Origin of the sequence: Streptomyces sp. NPDC002265, assembly GCF_040296125.1 — a bacterium.
GTDB lineage: Bacteria > Actinomycetota > Actinomycetes > Streptomycetales > Streptomycetaceae > Streptomyces.
The window spans coordinates 1-17219 of record NZ_JBEOWS010000207.1 but is presented as its reverse complement, the minus strand read 5'-3'; the positions used below and the strand labels follow the sequence as shown (position 1 = coordinate 17219).

13 protein-coding genes and 1 pseudogene are annotated in these 17219 nt (G+C 73.0%); 11 read left to right on the top strand and 3 right to left on the bottom strand.

All coding sequences use genetic code 11. From position 1 onward, the window contains the following. Positions 1 to 39 precede the first annotated feature (39 nt). Positions 40 to 1617 (bottom strand): alpha/beta hydrolase, encoded by a 1578-nt coding sequence (locus ABT085_RS29720; protein ID WP_351614551.1) that lies wholly within the window; start codon positions 1615 to 1617, stop codon positions 40 to 42. Positions 1618 to 1803: 186 nt separating this feature from the next. Next, positions 1804 to 2010 carry a hypothetical protein gene (locus ABT085_RS29715; protein ID WP_351614548.1) on the bottom strand — a complete coding sequence of 69 codons (207 nt, stop codon included), beginning with the start codon at positions 2008 to 2010 and terminating at the stop codon, positions 1804 to 1806. A gap of 259 nt (positions 2011 to 2269) precedes the next feature. On the opposite strand from ABT085_RS29715, the gene ABT085_RS29710 reads away from it, so the two are divergent. From ABT085_RS29710 to ABT085_RS29665, 10 genes and pseudogenes are all read left to right on the top strand, one after another. Next, positions 2270 to 2713 carry an SRPBCC family protein gene (locus ABT085_RS29710; protein ID WP_351614545.1) on the top strand — a complete coding sequence of 148 codons (444 nt, stop codon included), beginning with the start codon at positions 2270 to 2272 and terminating at the stop codon, positions 2711 to 2713. Between the two features lie 163 nt (positions 2714 to 2876). Continuing rightward, positions 2877 to 5285: an MFS transporter gene (locus ABT085_RS29705; protein WP_351614543.1), complete on the top strand. Its 2409-nt coding sequence runs from the start codon at positions 2877 to 2879 to the stop codon at positions 5283 to 5285. A 211-nt stretch (positions 5286 to 5496) separates the two neighbouring features. Next, positions 5497 to 7956: an ATP-binding SpoIIE family protein phosphatase gene (locus ABT085_RS29700; protein ID WP_351614540.1), complete on the top strand. Its 2460-nt coding sequence runs from the start codon at positions 5497 to 5499 to the stop codon at positions 7954 to 7956. A 190-nt stretch (positions 7957 to 8146) separates the two neighbouring features. Next, positions 8147 to 8872 (top strand): class I SAM-dependent methyltransferase, encoded by a 726-nt coding sequence (locus ABT085_RS29695; protein ID WP_351614538.1) that lies wholly within the window; start codon positions 8147 to 8149, stop codon positions 8870 to 8872. Positions 8873 to 9084: 212 nt separating this feature from the next. Further along, a complete protein-coding gene (locus ABT085_RS29690) occupies positions 9085 to 9432 on the top strand; it encodes a DoxX family protein (RefSeq protein WP_351614536.1) in 348 nt (115 codons plus the stop codon). A gap of 158 nt (positions 9433 to 9590) precedes the next feature. Next, on the top strand, positions 9591 to 10424 hold the full coding sequence (locus ABT085_RS29685; RefSeq protein WP_351614534.1) for a M55 family metallopeptidase: 834 nt from the start codon (positions 9591 to 9593) through the stop codon (positions 10422 to 10424). Further along, on the top strand, positions 10417 to 11721 hold the full coding sequence (locus ABT085_RS29680; RefSeq protein WP_351614531.1) for a M20/M25/M40 family metallo-hydrolase: 1305 nt from the start codon (positions 10417 to 10419) through the stop codon (positions 11719 to 11721). Before ABT085_RS29685 ends, ABT085_RS29680 begins: the two co-directional genes overlap by 8 nt. Before the next feature lie 16 nt (positions 11722 to 11737). Beyond that, on the top strand, positions 11738 to 13690 hold the full coding sequence (locus ABT085_RS29675) for a dipeptidyl-peptidase 5 (RefSeq protein WP_351614528.1): 1953 nt from the start codon (positions 11738 to 11740) through the stop codon (positions 13688 to 13690). Further along, a pseudogene (locus tag ABT085_RS29670) lies at positions 13687 to 14605 on the top strand (S66 peptidase family protein). Before ABT085_RS29675 ends, ABT085_RS29670 begins: the two are co-directional and overlap by 4 nt. 110 nt (positions 14606 to 14715) lie before the next feature. Further along, positions 14716 to 15270, top strand: a complete 555-nt coding sequence (locus ABT085_RS29665; protein WP_351614525.1) for a GNAT family N-acetyltransferase — start codon at positions 14716 to 14718, stop codon at positions 15268 to 15270. Here ABT085_RS29665 and ABT085_RS29660 read toward each other — a convergent pair. Further along, the gene (locus ABT085_RS29660) at positions 15242 to 15589 is read right to left on the bottom strand and encodes a DUF6204 family protein (protein ID WP_351614523.1); all 348 of its coding nucleotides are present in this window, start codon (positions 15587 to 15589) and stop codon (positions 15242 to 15244) included. The genes ABT085_RS29665 and ABT085_RS29660 overlap by 29 nt on opposite strands. Before the next feature lie 165 nt (positions 15590 to 15754). Here ABT085_RS29660 and ABT085_RS29655 point away from each other — a divergent pair. Further along, a partial coding sequence (locus tag ABT085_RS29655) for a DUF5107 domain-containing protein (protein WP_351614521.1) occupies positions 15755 to 17219 on the top strand: 1465 nt, incomplete at its 3' end.

Below are 17219 nucleotides of genomic sequence, written 5' to 3'. Positions count from 1 at the left end.
GGCAGTCCGGGCGGGCCGGGAGCGGGCCGGACCGGTCGGTCAGCCGCGGTAGCCGAGCAGGCCGTGCAGGGCCGAGCCGCGTGCCGAGGTGGAGGCCGCCTTCGAGGTGAGCGGCTTCGGGTCGGGCAGGGTCTTGCACACCGCGTCGGCCTCGCCGTGGCCGCGCGGCACCGTGCCGTCGGACAGATAGGCCGCCAGGTGCTTGTCCAGGCAGGTGTTCCCGCTCAGCGTGACACCGTGGTTCCCGCCGCCCTGCTCCACCACCAGGCTGGAGCGGGCCAGCAGACGGTGGACCGTCGCGCCGCCCTGGTAGGGGGTGGCCGCGTCGTCCGTCGCCTGGAACAGCAGGACCGGCGGCAGCTGGCCGTTGGCGATGTTCACCGGCTGCCGGGAGCGCGTCGGCCAGAACGCGCACGGCGCGTTGTACCAGGCGTTGTTCCAGGTCATGAACGGCGCCTGTTCAAAGACCTCCCAGGTGTCCTTGCGCCACTGGTCCCAGTCGCGCGGCCAGGAGGTGTCCCGGCACTGCACCGAGGTGTAGACGCTGTAGCCGTTGTCGCCGGAGGCGTCGACGGCGGCGAAGTTCTGGTACGCCTCGACCAGCGGCTCGGGGTCGTGCTTCACCACGTACGCCGAGAACGCCTCGGCGAGGTAGGGCCAGTAGCCGTTGTAGTAGCCGCCGGGCATGAAGGTGTCCTCCAGTTCGGAGGCCCCCACCTTGCGGTCGGCCGGCTTCTTCGCCAGCGCCGCCCGCATCGCGTACCACTTGGCCTCGACCTTGTCCGGGTCGGTGCCGAGCTTGTACGTCTTGTCGTACTTGGCGATCCAGCGCATCAGCGCCCGGTGGCGGTCGTTGAAGGCGTGGTCCTGGCCGAGGTTGTCGTCGTACCAGACGCCGGTGGGGTCGACGATGGAGTCGAGGACCAGGCGGCGCACGTGCTGCGGGAAGAGCCTGGCGTACACGGCGCCGAGGTAGGTGCCGTACGAGTAGCCGAAGTAGTTGAGCTTGCGGGCGCCCAGGGCCTGCCGGATGGAGTCCATGTCCCGTACGGCGCTGACGGTGTCGATGTACGGCAGCACATCCGCGTACTTCTTGCCGCAGGCGGCGGCGAACGCCTTGGCGCGGTTCAGGTCGGCCCGCTCCAGGGCCGGGGTGACGGGCACCGTGTCCGGGCGCACCGGTTTGAAGTGACCCGGCCTGCAGTCGAGGGCGGGCTTGCTCTTGCCCACTCCGCGCGGGTCGAACCCGACCACGTCGTACTGCGCCGCCACCGCCTTGGGCAGCGACTTCGCGACGAACCCGGCGAGCGTGAGCCCGCTGCCTCCCGGGCCGCCGGGGTTGACCAGCAGGGGGCCCTGGTACTTCTTCGCGGTGTGCGGGATCCGGGACAGTGCGAGCGAGATCTGCCGGCCCCGCGGATTCGCGTGGTCGAGCGGCACCTTGAGGGACGCGCACTGGAGCGCCGGGTAGTCGGTCGTGCCGCACTTCTTCCAGGTGACCTCGGCGGCGTGGACGGATCCCGCGGTCGGCGACGGGCTCGCGTCGGCGGGCACGGCTGTGAGCGTTCCGGCCATGACGACGGCGGCACCGCACAGCACGGCTGCGCGTTTTCTCATGTGGAGTGCTCCCAGGACGGAGGGGGTCGGACCGCGAGGTTCACGATCCACGCCGCATCGTCCCGGAAAATACGCTCGGAAGAACGCGTTATCGCAATAATTGACCCAATTGGTCCGCCTGATGCCCTCGAACGCCCTGGGGTCGAGGAGTAGACGAAGCGTCAGCGGACGAAGCGTCAGAAGGCGTCAGAGGGCGTCGGACAGGCGTCTGCTCGTACGTTCGCGCAGCAGCAGCCACTGCTCGGCCGCGGCGCCGTGGCCGGGGTGCCCGCCCTCGCCCTGGAACAGCGCGGCGTAGGCTGCCTTCCCCGCCTCCCTGCGGGGCGGTTCCAGGCTCGGGATCGCCCTCGCCATGCCTTTCCAGGCGTTGTCTGCGTCCGGTGTGCTGAGCATCGAACCTCTCCGGCCGAATCGGGCCACCGAGAAGCGTGCGGAGGTGGGCGGTGAGCCGGCGGTGGGCCGGCCCGCGGGTGACACCTCCTCGGCGGCGTCGCCCCCAGATTAGAACATGTGTTCCCGTGATCGTGCGAGTGTCAATCCCGATCGCCTCGTGCGCACCGTGCGATCACTTCCGAGACCCCGATTTGAGCGGCCGGGGACAGGGGTGGTTGGCTTGCTCCAACCCCGAGAACTCAGGTGCTGGAGGAAGCAAATGGCGCAGGTCGAGGCCACCACGGAGCGGGTCGTCGCGGCGAACGCGGAGAACGTGTTCGACGCCCTCGCCGACTACACCGGCACGCGCGGCAAGCTCCTGCCCGAACACTTCAGCGAGTACGAGGTGCGCGAGGGCGGCGACGGAGAGGGCACCCTCGTCCACTGGAAGCTCCAGGCCACCAGCAAGCGGGTCCGCGACTGCCTGCTGGAGGTCAGCGAGCCGACCGACGGCGAACTCGTCGAGCGGGACCGCAACTCCTCCATGGTCACCACCTGGCGGGTCACCCCGGCGGGCGAGGGCTCCTGCCGTGTCGTCGTGACCACCACCTGGAAGGGGGCCGGCGGCATCGGCGGCTTCTTCGAGAAGACCTTCGCGCCCAAGGGACTCGGCCGGATCTACGACGCGATCCTCGCCAACCTCGCCGCGGAGATGGAGAAGTAGCCTTCCCGCGAGCCAAGGAGCCGGATCCGAGGGGGCGTTGCCTGCCTCACCGGTTCGGGTGGATCTCCTCGACGGTTGCCGCCGTGCCGTAACTCGTCGCACTTGCCCGCAGTTGTCGCTTTAAGCGGCAATCGCGCAGCGGGTGCGACGAGGGGAGCGGCACGTGGGCGGGATCACTCTGGTCAAGGACGGCCCGGTGACGGCGCCCCCGGACACCCCCGCCGCAGGCCCCGCAGCGGCCGCCGGACCCGCCCCGCGCCGGGTGCGCCTGATCTTCTGCGCGCTGATGCTCGCGCTGCTGCTGGCCGCCCTGGAGCAGATGATCGTCGCCACCGCGCTCCCGAAGATCGTCGGCGAGCTGCACGGCCTGGACCGGATGTCCTGGGCGATCACCGCCTATCTGCTCACCGCCACGATCGGGCTCCCCGTCTACGGAAAGCTCGGCGACCTCCTCGGCCGCAAGGGCGTCTTCCAGTTCGCGATCGTCGTCTTCGTCATCGGCTCCGCGCTGGCCGGCCGCGCGCAGAGCATGGACCAGCTGATCGCCTTCCGCGCCGTGCAGGGCGTCGGTGCCGGCGGACTCATGATCGGCGTGCAGGCGATCATCGCGGACATCGTGCCGCCCCGGCAGCGCGGCCGCTACATGGGCCTGATCGGAGCCGCCTTCGGACTGGCCTCGGTGGCCGGCCCGCTGCTCGGCGGCTACTTCACCGACCACCTCTCCTGGCGGTACTGCTTCTACGTCAACGTCCCCTTCGGCCTGCTGACACTCGCCGTCGTCACCGTCGTCCTCGAACTGCCCAGGCCCGGCGTCCGGGCACGCTTCGACGTCCTCGGCGCCCTGCTGCTCGCCACGGCCTCCACCTGCCTGGTCCTGCTGACCAGTTGGGGCGGCACCGAGTACGCCTGGGGCTCGCGCGTCATCCTCGGACTCGGCGCCGGAGCGGCCGTCGCCACCGTCCTGTTCCTGCTCACCGAGCACCACGCCGTCGAACCCCTCCTGCCGCTGCGGCTGTTGCGGGACCCCGTCTTCAACGTCACCGCCCTGGTCGGCCTGGTCGTCGGCGTCGCCCTGTTCGGCGCCGCGAGCTATCTGCCCACCTTCCTCCAGATGGTCGACGGAGCCAGCGCCACCGGGTCCGGGCTGCTCATGCTGCCCATGATGGGCGGCATCGTCGTCGCCTCCATCGTCTCCGGGCAGCTCATCAGCCGCACCGGCCGCTACCGGATCTACCCCGTCCTCGGCGGCGCGCTCTCCGCCCTCGGCATGTGGCTGCTGTCCCGGCTGGAGATCGACACGCCCCGGCTGCACTACAGCATCTGGATGGCCGTCCTCGGCGCCGGCATCGGCATGGTGATGCCGGTGCTGGTCCTCGCCGTGCAGAACTCCGTGCGCCCCGCCGACCTCGGCACCGCCACCAGCGCCAACAACTACTTCCGGCAGATCGGCGGCAGCGTCGGCGCGGCGGTCTTCGGCACCCTCTTCGCCGACCGGCTCGCCGACGCCCTCGCGCGGCGGCTGCCCGCACACGCGGGCGCCCGCCTGCCCGACCCGCAGTCCCTCACCCCGCAGCTGGTCCACGCGCTGCCCCCGGCGCTGCGCGACGCCTACATCAGGGCCTACGCCGACGCCATGCCGCGGATCTTCCTGTACCTGGTGCCGGTGCTCGTCCTCGGCCTGCTCATCGCCTGCTTCCTCAAGGAGACCCCCCTGTTGACCAGCGCAGCCTCCCATCAGACCCCCGCGAACGGCACGGCACCGGAGTCCGCCCGGGCGAACGCCGCCGTCCCGCACGCCCGTTCGCCGCACACCGCGGGCATCCCCGTCTGCGGCACCGTGCAGCACCCCGACGGCACCGCCGTCCCGCGGGCCGCCCTCACCCTCATCGACGTCCTGGGCGCACAGATCGGCCGGGGCGCCAGCGGCGAGGACGGACGGTACGCCCTGTCCACGCCGGGCAGCGGATCGTACGTCCTGATCGCCGCCGCGGGCGGGCACCAGCCGCAGGCAGTCCAGGTGACCGTCGGCGAGCGTCCCGTCGAGCTGGACGTCGTCCTCGGCGGCGCCGGACGCCTGGCGGGCGCCGTACTGACCGCGGACGGCACCCCCGTCCGGGACGCCGCGGTCACCCTCACCAACGTCCACGGCGAGGTCGTCGGCACCACCCGCAGCGGGCGCGACGGCGGCTATGTCATCACCGAGCTGGTGGCCGGCGAGTACACCCTCGCCGCCAGCGCGCCCGCCTTCCGGCCGGCCGCCCTGCCCGTCACCGTCCAGGCCTCGCGCGAGACCCGCCAGGACGTCGAGCTCGCGGGCGGCGCCGTGCTGCGCGGCACCGTGCGGGCCGGCGGCGGCAGGGCCGTCGAGGACGCGCGGGTGACCCTGCTCGACGCGGCGGGCAACGTCGTCGACACCCTCACCACCGGACCCGACGGAACGTTCCGGTTCGTCGACCTGTCCTCCGGCGAGTACACCGTGATCGCGGCCGGGTATCCGCCCGTGGCCACCGTGCTGCACATGGCGGGCGGCGGGCGCACCGAACGCGACCTCCAGCTCGGCCACGAGGACTGACCCGGCGCCGCGCGGGGCGCCGGCCCCACCGGGGCGGTGGGAACAGGGGGCGAACCGCGCGCCCGGGCCGGGGGAGGGGCGCGGGCCTGCGCGCCGGAGCGGTGCGGTGGAACGAATTCCAGAAATGCCCCACATCCCCGGCGGCCGCCCCCGTACGGTGAAGGATGGCCGCACAGATCTTGCGGAGCCGTGGGGAGAGAGGGCCTGGACCATGGATCGTGGCGCCGACCGTGGCACCGACCGTGGCACCGAGAGGGGCGCACCTCCCGCGGGTCACGTCGCGGCCGGGCGCGTCCCGCTGGCCGTGGTCGTCGTGGACCGGGAGGGTCTGGTCTCGCACTGGAGCAGGGGCGCACGCCGGTTGTTCGGCGCGCCCAAGGAGGAGGCGATCGGGCGGCCCGCCCTCGACCTGCTCCCGGTCTCCGGCGCTCTCCCCGAGCGCGACGCCCTCACCCCGTTCGACGGGTACGCGGCGGACGACGGCCTCGGCCCCGACCTGGAGTCCTCGCTGGACGGCCAACTGTCCTACCCGGCAGCCGGACGCGCCCGCCTCAGTGTGCCCGAGCGCGACCGCGTCGACGTGCTGTGGTGGGCGTACCCGCTGGTGGGCCCCGGCACCGAGCGGCTGCTGGTGCTGGCCGCCGACGCGGACGGGCTGCGCCCCGACCAGCCCGACGCCGGTGCCGACTTCGAGCGCATCGCCCCCGCCTTCGCCCTGCACACCGACTTCCCCGGCGCCGACGAGCTCGCCCGGCGGCTGCCCGAGATCCTGCCCAGCATGAGCGTCGGCGAGGGCGCCCGGATCGTCGCCCAGGTCCTCGAACTGGGCTATCCGGTCATGGAGTTCAGCCAGAACGACCGGGTGCCCGTCACTCCCGACTGGGGCGTGCCCCGGCGCGCCGAGCGCAAGGCGCGGCGTGAGCGGGCCGCCCGTGCGGTGGCGCAGGGCCTGCCCCTGCCCGCGGACTCCGCCGACGAGGCCGAGGACCTGGAGTACGCCGCCGTCCGCGAACGCCTGGAGTTCCTCACCGAGGTCAGCGGCAGGATCGGCAGCTCCCTCGACCTGGCGAGGACCATCACCGAGGTCAGCAAGGCCGTCGTGCCCCGCTTCACCGACGTCGCCGGCACCTATCTGCGCGAACAGGTCGTCGCCGGCGAGGGGTTCCCGGACGGCGTACCCGACACGACGACCATGTGGCACCGGGTGGCCCTGGAGCACACCGACGAACCCGGCCGCTGGGACGACGTGGTGCCGGTCGGCGAGGCCATGCCGTTCCCGGCGCACACCCCGTTCTTCCAGTGCATGACCAGCGGGCAGCCGGTGCTGGTGCCGCGGATCAGCGAGCAGATGGGGCACGCGATCGCCGCGCAGTTCGAGAAGCGCGACATCCGGCCGCTGATCACCGGTCGTTCGATGCTGGTCGTCCCGCTGAAGGCACGCGACGTGGTGCTCGGCTTCATGATCCTGCTGCGTCATCCCGAGCGCGTCGAGTTCAACGACATGGACCGGGTCACCGGCGCCGAACTCGCCGCCCGCGCGGGCCTGGTGCTCGACAACGCGCGCATGTACACCTACCAGGAGAGCGTCGCCGAGACCCTCCAGGACAGCATGCTGCCGCACATCCCGCCGCGCATGGCGGGCTGCGACATCGCCACCCGCTACCTGCCCGGCACCCTGCTGGGGCGGATCGGCGGCGACTGGTTCGACTCCGTGAAGCTGCCCGGCGCCCGCACCGCCCTGGTCGTCGGCGACGTCATGGGCCACGGCCTGAACTCGGCCGCGATGATGGGGCAGTTGCGCACCGCCGTACAGACCATGGCCGCGCTCGACCTGCCGCCCGCACAGCTGCTGCGCAACCTCGACGACCTCGCCCAGCGGCTCGGCGACGGCTACCTCGCGACCTGCCTGTACGCCGTCTACGACCCGGTCGCGGGCGAACTGCACCTCGCCAACGCGGGCCACATCCCGCCGGTCCTGGTCCGCGCCGGGAACGGGCGCAGCGAACTGCTCGACCTGCCCACCGGCGCGCCGATCGGCGTCGGCGGGGTTCCCTTCGAGTCGGTGCGGGTGCGCGTGGAACCCGGCGACCGGCTGGTGATGTGCACCGACGGGCTGGTGGAGATGCGCGGCGAGGACATCGGCGTGGGGCTGGCGACGCTCTGCGAGTCCGCCGCCCACCCGGCGGCCTCGATGGACGACGCCTGCGACACGATCATCCGCGCCCTGAACACCCGCGGCGGCCGCAAGGACGACGTGGCCCTGCTGATGGCCCGGCTCAACGGCATCGCCCCCGACCAGGTCGCCGAGTGGCGGCTCGCCCTCGACCCGGCCGAGGTCCGCCGGGCCCGCGCCGCGGTCCGTGAGCAGCTGCACGACTGGGGCCTGGCCCGGCAGGCCGCGAACGCCGAGCTACTGGTCGGCGAACTCGTCACCAACGCCGTACGCCACTCGCACGGCCGGCCGGTCGTCCTGCGCCTGGTGTACGGGGAGTCACTGCTGTGCGAGGTGGACGACGACGACCACGACCTGCCCAGCCTGCTCAGCGCCGGTCCGGACGACGAGCGCGGGCGCGGACTGCGTGTGGTGAGCGCACTGGCCCGCGAATGGGGCACCAGCCGCAGGGGCGCGGGCAAGACCGTCTGGTTCGAACTGACCCTGCCCCACCGCTGAACGGCCTTGCCCAGCCACCGAACCGGCCCTGCCCCGCTGTCCGACGGGTGCGTCCGGCGCGCGTCGGCGTACGCGGCTCGAACGTGGTGTGAAGGAACGGCCACCGCACTTGTCGCCGTGCTCCGGGAGCGATAGACCGTACCGGCCCGTCACTTATGGCGGATCGGCTTCGGATCCTGGGGAGTTGGGCATGAGCGTGACCAGTCGGTACCGAGAGGCCTGGGAAGGGTTCTGGCAAGAGGCCTCCGATGAACCGGGAGCCGTGTTCTGGGATGCCGAGCCCACGCTCACCGTCGGACCCCAACTCGCCTTCTTCGAGCCGTATCTGACCGATCCCGGACTGCCCCTGGTGGACCTCGGCTGCGGCAACGGCACCCAGACCCGTTTCCTCGCCGACCGTTTCCCGCAGGTCGTCGGCGCCGACCTGGCCCCCGCGGCGCTGGAGCACGCCCGCCGCGCGGACCCCGTGGGCCGGGCGTCGTACCGGCTGCTCGACGCCTCGGACAAGAGCGCGACGGAGTCCCTCCACGCCGAACTCGGCGACGTCAACGTCTATATGCGCGGCGTGCTGCACCAGTGCGAGCCCGACGGCAGACAGTCCCTGGTGGACGGGATCGCCGCGCTCGTCGGGGAACGCGGCCGGGCGTTCCTGGTCGAGCCGGTGGAGGCGGCCGGCGCCGTGCTGGGCGGCCTGGCCCAGAGCCCGTCGGGCCCGCCGCCGAAGCTCGCGCCGATCTTCCGGCACGGCATCGCCCCCATGAAGGTGAAGGACGACGCGGTCCCCGGCCACCTGGCCGCGGCCGGTCTCACCGTCCTCGCGAGCGGCGAACTCCCGCTGTTCACCACCGAGTTCATGCCGGACGGCACCCGGGTCGAGCTGCCGTCGAAGTGGCTGGTGGTGGGCGGCGCGGGGTGACCACCGCGTGGGGGGCCGTCGTGAGGTGAGCACCGAGGGGTGGGCCGGGCGAGGTGACCGCCGCGAGCGCGGCCCTCGCGAGATGTGACCACGGTCACCCGTCGGTGCCGTCTCCTCCGGTCACACTCCCCGGCCGCGTGGCGTCAGGGCGGTGACGGAAGTTGCGGAAGCCGCCCGGATCCGTACCGGGCGCCACCGATGAGGAGCCTGCCATGTCCCCTGCGTATGTCGTCGTCACCGTTCTGGGAGCCGCTATGGCGGGCTTCTCCGCCGCCTCCCTCCTGCTGCGCGTGGCCTGGGTGGTCGAGCCGCTGACGCAGTACGGGGTGCCCCGCTCGTGGTGGACCCCGCTGGGTCTCGCCAAGGCCGCGGGCGCGGCCGGTCTGCTGGCGGGTCTGCTCGTGCGGCCGCTCGGCGTGCTGGCCGGGATCGGCCTGGTGCTGTACTTCGCCGGGGCGGTGGTCACCGTGGTCCGGGCCCGCTGGTTCTCGCACGTGCCGTTCCCCCTGCTGTACGCGGCTCCGGCGGCCGCGTCCGTCGTCCTGGCCCTCACGGCCTGAGCGTCCGGGCGCACGAGCACCCGTGCGCCCCGGCCTGCTCCCGGCTCTCCCGCAGCGCCCGTGCCGGGTGCCGCCGGAGGGCCGGCCGGGGCGCGGGCGGGCCGTCGGCGGGAACGGATCCTGGCCCGTTCTGCCGTCGGCGCGTAACGTGGCGGACCATGAAGATCCTGATCAGCGCCGACATGGAGGGTGCCACCGGCGTCACCTGGCCGGCCGACGTGCTCCCGGGGACCCCGCAGTGGGAGCGGTGCCGTGGCATGTTCACCTCGGACGTGAACGCCGCCGTGCTCGGCTTCTTCGACGGCGGCGCCGACGAGGTGCTCGTCAACGAGGCCCACTGGAGCATGCGCAACCTGCTCCTGGAGCGGCTCGACGAGCGCGCCGAGATGCTCACCGGGCGGCACAAGTCGCTGTCCATGGTGGAGGGCGTGCAGCACGGCGACGTGGACGGCATCGCCTTCGTCGGCTACCACGCGGGCGCCGGCGCGGAGGGCGTCCTGGCCCACACCTACCTCGCGAACTCCATCACCGGGGTGTGGCTGAACGACGTACGGGCCAGCGAGGGCCTGCTCAACGCGCATGTCGTCGCCGAGTACGGGGTGCCGGTCATCCTGGTCACCGGCGACGACGTGGCCTGCGAGGACGCTCTCGGGTACGCGCCCGGGGCACTGAAGGTCGCGGTCAAGGACCATGTGTCGCGGTACGCGGCCGTGTGCCGTACCCCCGCCAGGACCGCCGCCGACATCCGGGCGGCGGCCAAGGAGGCGGCCGCGCTCGCGGTGCGCCACGAACCGGTCTCCGCCGGGCCCTTCACGATCGCCCTGGAGTTCGACGCGGAGCACCTGGCGATGGCGGCCACCGTCGTGCCGGGCGTGGAGCGGACCGGGGAGCGCAAGGTCGCCTACACCAGCGACACCATGTACGAGGGAATCCGCAGCTTCAAGGCGGTCACCACGATCGTCTCGGCCGCGGTGGAGGAACAGTATGGCTGACCAGCAGGCACTCGACGAGGTCGTCCGGTTCACGTCCGACCTGATCCGGATCGACACCACCAACCGGGGCGGCGGGGACTGCCAGGAGCGGCCCGCCGCCGAGTACGCCGCCGAGCAGCTGGCCGGCGCGGGACTCGAACCCGTCCTGCTGGAGCGCACCCCGGGGCGGACGAACGTCGTGGCCCGCATCGAGGGAACCGACCCCTCGGCGGAGGCGCTGCTCGTCCACGGTCACCTCGACGTGGTGCCCGCGCAGGCCGAGGACTGGAGCGTGCATCCGTTCTCCGGCGAGGTGCGCGACGGGGTCGTCTGGGGCCGCGGCGCGGTCGACATGAAGAACATGGACGCGATGATCCTGGCCGTGGTCCGGGACTGGGCGCGCAACGGGGTCCGGCCCCGCCGGGACGTCGTCGTGGCGTTCACCGCGGACGAGGAGGCCAGCGCCGAGGACGGCTCCGGCTTCCTCGCCGACCGGCACGCCGGGCTGTTCGAGGGGTGCACGGAGGGCGTCAGCGAGTCGGGCGCGTTCACCTTCCACGACGGCGGCGGCCGCCAGATCTATCCCATCGCCGCCGGCGAGCGGGGCACGGGCTGGCTGAAGCTGACCGCGCGCGGGCGGGCCGGGCACGGCTCCAAGGTCAACCGGGAGAACGCGGTGACCCGGCTGGCGGCCGCGGTCACCCGCATCGGCGAGCACGAGTGGCCGCTCAGGCTCACCCCGACGGTGAGCGCCGCCCTCACCGAACTCGCCGCCCTGTACGGCGTCGACGCCGACCTGTCCGACGTGGACGGGCTGCTCGGCAAGCTCGGTCCGGCCGCCAAGCTCGTCGAGGCGACCGTCCGCAACAGCGCCAACCCGACCATGCTGGACGCCGGGTACAAGCTCAACGTCATCCCGGGCGAGGCCGTCGCGTATGTCGACGGGCGTTTCCTGCCCGGCGGCGAGGACGAGTTCCGCAGCACCCTGGACCTCCTGACCGGACCCGACGTGGAGTGGGAGTTCGAGCACCGGGAGGTCGCCCTCCAGGCGCCGGTGGACTCCCCGACGTTCGCGCGGATGCGGGCCGCGGTCGAGGAGTTCGCGCCCGAGGGCCATGTGGTGCCGTACTGCATGTCCGGCGGCACGGACGCCAAGCAGTTCTCACGGCTGGGCATCACCGGGTACGGGTTCGCGCCGCTGAAGCTGCCGGAGGGCTTCGACTACCAGGCCCTCTTCCACGGTGTCGACGAACGGGTCCCGGTGGAGGCACTCCACTTCGGCGTCCGTGTTCTCGACCGGTTCCTGCGGACGGTCTAGGCGAGTGGGGGAGAGCGTGCAGACCCTGGCATACGGTTCCTGGCCCTCGCCCATCGGGGCGGCCCTGGCGGCCGCCCACGACGGGCACCCCGAGTACGTCGGGTTCGTCGGCGACGAGGTCTGGTGGACCGAGCCCCGGCCCGCCGAGGGCGGCCGCCGCACCCTGGTGCGCCGGCGCGCCGACGGCACCGAGGAGTCCGTGCTGGCCGCGCCGTGGAACGTGCGCAGCCGCGTCATCGAGTACGGCGGGCACCCCTGGGCCGGGACCGTGCGCGACGGTGTACCGCTTGTGGTGTTCGTGAACTTCGCCGACCAGCGGCTCTACCGGTACGAGCCCGGCGGCGAGCCGCGCCCGCTCACCCCCGTCTCCCCGGTGGGCGACGGACTGCGCTGGGCGCAGCCGCAGCTGCGCCCGGAGCTCGGTGAGGTGTGGTGCGTCCTGGAGGAGTTCACCGGCGACGCGTCCACCGACGTCCGCCGGGTGCCGGTCGCCGTGCCGCTGGACGGCTCGGCCGCCGAGGACCGGGGCGCCGTGCGGGAGCTGACCGAGGCCTGGCAGCGGTTCGTCACCGGACCACGGCTGTCCCCGGACGGCCGGCGGGCCGCCTGGCTGGCCTGGGACCATCCGCGGATGCCCTGGGACGGCACCGAGCTGGTCGTCGCGGACGTGACCGACGACGGAACGTTCCAGCAGGTACGGACGGTGGCCGGCGGTCCCGAGGAGTCCATCGCCCAGGCCGACTGGTCGGCGGACGGCCGGCTGCTGTACGCGAGCGACCGCGGCGGCTGGTGGAACCTCTACCGGGACGGCGAGCCGCTCTGTCCCCGCGAGGAGGAGTTCGGCGGTCCCCTGTGGAAGCTCGGGTACCAGTGGTTCGCGCCGCTGGACAACGGACTGGTCGCCGTGGTGCACGGCCGCGGCGCGACCGCCCTCGGCATACTGGACCCCGAGACCGGTGAGGTCGTCGACGCGGCCGGTCCCTGGACCGAGTTCGCCCCCACCCTCGCGGTGCACGGCCAGCGGGTGGTGGCCGTCGGCGCCAGCCCGCGCAGCGCCTACGAGGTTGTCGAGCTCGACACCCGCACCGGGCGGGCCCGGGTGATCGGCTGCGCGCACCAGGACGCGGCGGACCCGGCCCACTACCCCGAGCCGCTGATCCGCACCTTCACCGGCCCCGAGGGGCGCGAGATCCACGCGCACGTCTACCCGCCGCACCACCCCGATCACACCGCGCCGGCCGACGAACTGCCCCCGTACGTGGTCTGGGCGCACGGCGGCCCCACCGGACACGCGCCGCTGGTGCTGGACCTGGAGATCGCCTACTTCACCTCGCGCGGCATCGGGGTCGCCGAGGTCAACTACGGCGGCTCGACCGGGTACGGCCGCGAGTACCGCAACCGGCTGCGCGAGCAGTGGGGCGTCGTCGACGTCGAGGACTGCGCGGCCGTCGCCCTCGCCCTCGCCGAGGAGGGCACCGCCGACCGGGACCGGCTCGCCATCCGCGGCGGCAGCGCCGGCGGCTGGACCACCGCGGCCTCCCTCACGAGCACCGACGTCTACGCCTGCGGCACGATCATCTACCCCATCCTCGACCTGGCCGGCTGGGCCACGGGGGAGACCCACGACTTCGAGTCGCACTACCTGGAGACCCTGGTCGGGCCGCTCGCCGAGGTGCCCGCCCGGTACGCGCAGCGCTCCCCGGCCGAGCACGCCGACCAAGTCACCGCGCCCTTCCTGCTGCTCCAGGGGCTGGACGACGTGATCTGCCCGCCCGCGCAGTGCGAACGCTTCCTGGAGCGGATGCGCGGCCGGGGGGTGCCGCACGCCTACATCGCCTTCGAGGGGGAGGGGCACGGATTCCGGCGGGCCGAGACCATGGTGCGCGCCCTGGAGGCCGAACTCGCCCTCTATTCAATGGTGTTCGGTTTGAATCCGCCGGACGCCCCGACCCTGGAGCTGGCCGGATGAAGCAACTCCTGCGCCCGGCCCGGCTCGCCCCGGGCGCCCGGGTGGCCGTCGTGGCGCCCAGCGGACCCGTCGCCGAGGAACGGCTCCAGGCCGGGCTCGACGTGCTGCGCGGCTTCGGCCTCGATCCGGTGGCCGCACCCCATGTGCTGGACCGGCACGGCGCGTTGGGCCACCTCGCGGGTACGGACGCGGACCGTGCCGCCGACCTCCAGGCCGCCTGGTGCGACCCGGCCGTCGACGCCGTGCTGTGCGCGCGGCGGGTACGGGGCCCAGCGGATGGTCGACCTGCTCGACTGGCGGGCGATGCGGGCGGCGGGCCCGAAGGTGTTCGTCGGCTTCAGCGACATCACGGTGCTGCATCAGGCCTTCGCCACCCGGCTGGGCCTGGTCACCCTGCACGGGCCCGCCGCCGCGGGCGTGGACTTCATCAAGCACGCGCGGGCGCAGGAACACCTGCGGGACACGCTGTTCGCGCCCGAGAAGGTCCGCACCCTCACCTCCGGCGGCGCACTCGTCCCCGGCCGGGCGCGCGGTGTCACGCTCGGCGGCTGTCTGAGCATGCTCGTCTCCGACCTGGGCACGCCGCACGCCCGCCCGGACGCCCGGGGCGGGCTGCTGATGCTGGAGGACGTCGGCGAGCAGCCGTACCGCATCGACCGGATGCTGACCCAACTCCTGCGCACCGGCTGGCTCGACGGCGTCACCGGCGTCGCGCTGGGCTCCTGGGCCGGCTGCGGCCCCTACGACGCGGTGCGCGCCGTCCTCGCCGACCGCCTCGGCGGCCTGGGAGTCCCCGTCGTCGAGGAACTCGGCTTCGGGCACGGCGAGGGGGCGTTGACGGTCCCCTTCGGCCTGAGCGGTGAACTCGACGCGGAGGCGGGCACGTTGACCTTCGACGAGCCGGCGCTGCGCTGAGCGGGCGGGCCCCGGCCGATCGTCCTCGCGTGGCGGGGGCCGATCCGGACGGCAGGACCCGGGGCCGGACGCCTCCGGCGGGTGTGGTGCGAGCGTCGTAGAGTGACGGGATGCCGCACACCGCATCCCGCTACCTCGCCGAGGGCCCTCGCGTGGGCATACGCCACTTCCGTTACGAGGACGGCGCCGAGTTCACCGCCCGGGCCCGGGAGAGCAAGGACCTGCACCATCCGTGGCTGTTCCCGCCGGACACCGCCGACGCGTACACCGCCTACGCGGGCCGGCTGATCACTGACCGGACCAAGGCCGGGTTCCTGGTCTGCGACAAGGACGACGGCGGGGCCATCGCCGGGTTCGTCAACATCAACAACATCGTCGAGGGCGCCTTCCTCAGCGGTGCCCTCGGCTACGGCGCCTTCGCGCACGGCGCCGGGCGCGGACTGATGCGCGAGGGACTGGACCTCGTGATCGGACACGCCTTCGGGCCGATGCGGCTGCACCGGCTGGAGGTGAACGCGCAGCCCGCCAACACCGCCTCGATCGCCCTCGCCCGCAGCTGCGGCTTCCGGCTGGAGGGCTTCTCGCCGAAGATGCTCTTCATCGACGGCGCCTGGCGGGACCACGAACGCTGGGCGATCACCGCCGAGATGAGGGCTTCCGGTTGACCTTCATCGTGTCGAGGTCCGTCACCGTCGACTTCAGCGCGCCGAAGCCGTAACCCGCCTCCCGCAGCGTGCGCTCCGCGCGGTCCTCGGCGATCGCGCCCGCCATCTCCTCGCCGTCCGCCGCGTCCGACACCACGACGTAGCGCATCGAGAAGTGCTTCAGCGGCGACGGCTCGTACGACAGCGAGCCCTCCTCGCAGAACCGCATGCTGGTCATCCCGTGCTCGCCGGCCTCGGCGAGCAGCCGGGCACGCGCCTCGTCGGTGAGGCCGTCCCAGGTGCCCCGGACGATCACCCGGTAGGTGTGCTGCTCGCTCATGTGCTGTTCCGTCTCCTTGTCCGGTCTCCCCGCACCCGACTCTATGTCGGCGACGACGGACCGCACGCGGAATATCCCCCGGCCCGGCGCCGGACCCGCCCCGGGCCGCCTTTGCGCAATCCTGACCGGCAGCTCCCCTGGTCAGCGCCACGGTTGCCGGGTTCCATGGTGATCGTGACGACGATCCGACGCGACGTAGTGACACTGCCCGCCGCGCTGCCGGGCCCCGACAACCCGCTGCCCCCGCTGCGCCCGCTCGACGAGATGCACCGCATCGACGAGCGGGACCGGGAGAATCTCCCGGCCGACATGGCCCGGCAGATCGGCCACGCGCCGCTGCACAGCCTGCTGCCCGTGCCCGTGCGCGACGGATACGGACGGGCCCGCGAACCGCTGCGGACCGACGCCCTGATCCTCGAGAACGACCGGCTGCGCGCCACGGTGCTGCCCGCCCTCGGCGGCCGGATCGCCTCGCTCCTGCACAAGCCCACCGGTCGCGAACTCCTCTACCGCAACCCGGTGTTGCAGCCCGCCAACTTCGCTCTCAACGGTGCCTGGTACTCCGGCGGCATCGAGTGGAACATCGGCGCCACCGGCCACACCACCCTCTCCTGCTCACCCCTGCACGCCGCCCGCGTCCCCGCCCCGGACGGCGGGGAGATGCTCCGGTTGTGGGAGTGGGAACGGCTGCGCGACCTGCCGTTCCAGATCGACCTGTGGCTGCCGGAGGGCTCCGACTTCCTCTACGTCGGCGTCCGCGTCCGCAACCCCCACGAGCACCCCGTGCCCACCTACTGGTGGTCCAACATCGCCGTGCCCGAGGAACGCCGGGTCCTCGCCCCCGCGGCCGCGGCCTGGCACTTCGGCTACGAGCGCCGGCTGAGCCGGGTGCCGGTCCCCGCGCACGACGGGACCGACCGCACGTACCCGCTGCACAGCACCTTCGCCGCCGACTACTTCTACGACGTCCCCGACGGGCGGCGGCGCTGGATCGCAGCGCTCGACGGCGACGGGCACGGACTGGTGCAGACGTCCACGGACGAGCTGCGCGGCCGCAAGCTGTTCGTGTGGGGCACGGGGCCCGGCGGACGGCGCTGGCAGGAGTGGCTCACCGAGCCCGGCACGGAGGGCTACTGCGAGATACAGGCCGGACTGGCCCGCACCCAGCTGGAGCATGTGAGCCTGGCGGCGGAGAGCGAGGTGTCCTGGCTGGAGGCGTACGGACCGCTGAGCGCACCGCCCGAGGGCGAGTGGGACGCGGTGCTGGACGGGGCGGAGCAACGGCTCGAATCGGTCCTTCCACGGGCCGCCGTCGAAGCCGCCCACGTGACCTGGAAGGCGCACGCCGACACCGAGCCCGACGAGATCCTCGCCACCGGATCCGGCTGGGGCGCGCTCGAGGTGCTGCGCACCGACCGGAAGCTGCCCGGTACCCCCTTCGGCGAGCACACGCTCGGCGACGAGCAGGCACCCTGGCGGGAGCTGCTGCGCACCGGCTCCTTCCCCGAGCCGCGCCGGGTACGGCCGCCGGGCGCGACCCTCGTCGCCCCGCACTGGCGGGACATGCTGGAGACCGCGCCCGCGACCCCGCTCACCGAGTACCACCTGGGCGTCGCCCAGTGGCACGCCG

Excerpts from the sequence above, each read along its gene's own strand:
- ABT085_RS29720 (WP_351614551.1), bottom strand. The coding sequence starts at position 1,617 with ATGAGAAAACGCGCAGCCGTGCTGTGCGGTGCCGCCGTCGTCATGGCC.
- ABT085_RS29715 (WP_351614548.1), bottom strand. The coding sequence starts at position 2,010 with ATGCTCAGCACACCGGACGCAGACAACGCCTGGAAAGGCATGGCGAGG.
- ABT085_RS29710 (WP_351614545.1), top strand. The coding sequence starts at position 2,270 with ATGGCGCAGGTCGAGGCCACCACGGAGCGGGTCGTCGCGGCGAACGCG.
- ABT085_RS29700 (WP_351614540.1), top strand. The coding sequence starts at position 5,497 with ATGGATCGTGGCGCCGACCGTGGCACCGACCGTGGCACCGAGAGGGGC.
- ABT085_RS29695 (WP_351614538.1), top strand. The coding sequence starts at position 8,147 with ATGAGCGTGACCAGTCGGTACCGAGAGGCCTGGGAAGGGTTCTGGCAA.
- ABT085_RS29690 (WP_351614536.1), top strand. The coding sequence starts at position 9,085 with ATGTCCCCTGCGTATGTCGTCGTCACCGTTCTGGGAGCCGCTATGGCG.
- ABT085_RS29685 (WP_351614534.1), top strand. The coding sequence starts at position 9,591 with ATGAAGATCCTGATCAGCGCCGACATGGAGGGTGCCACCGGCGTCACC.
- ABT085_RS29680 (WP_351614531.1), top strand. The coding sequence starts at position 10,417 with ATGGCTGACCAGCAGGCACTCGACGAGGTCGTCCGGTTCACGTCCGAC.
- ABT085_RS29665 (WP_351614525.1), top strand. The coding sequence starts at position 14,716 with ATGCCGCACACCGCATCCCGCTACCTCGCCGAGGGCCCTCGCGTGGGC.
- ABT085_RS29660 (WP_351614523.1), bottom strand. The coding sequence starts at position 15,589 with ATGAGCGAGCAGCACACCTACCGGGTGATCGTCCGGGGCACCTGGGAC.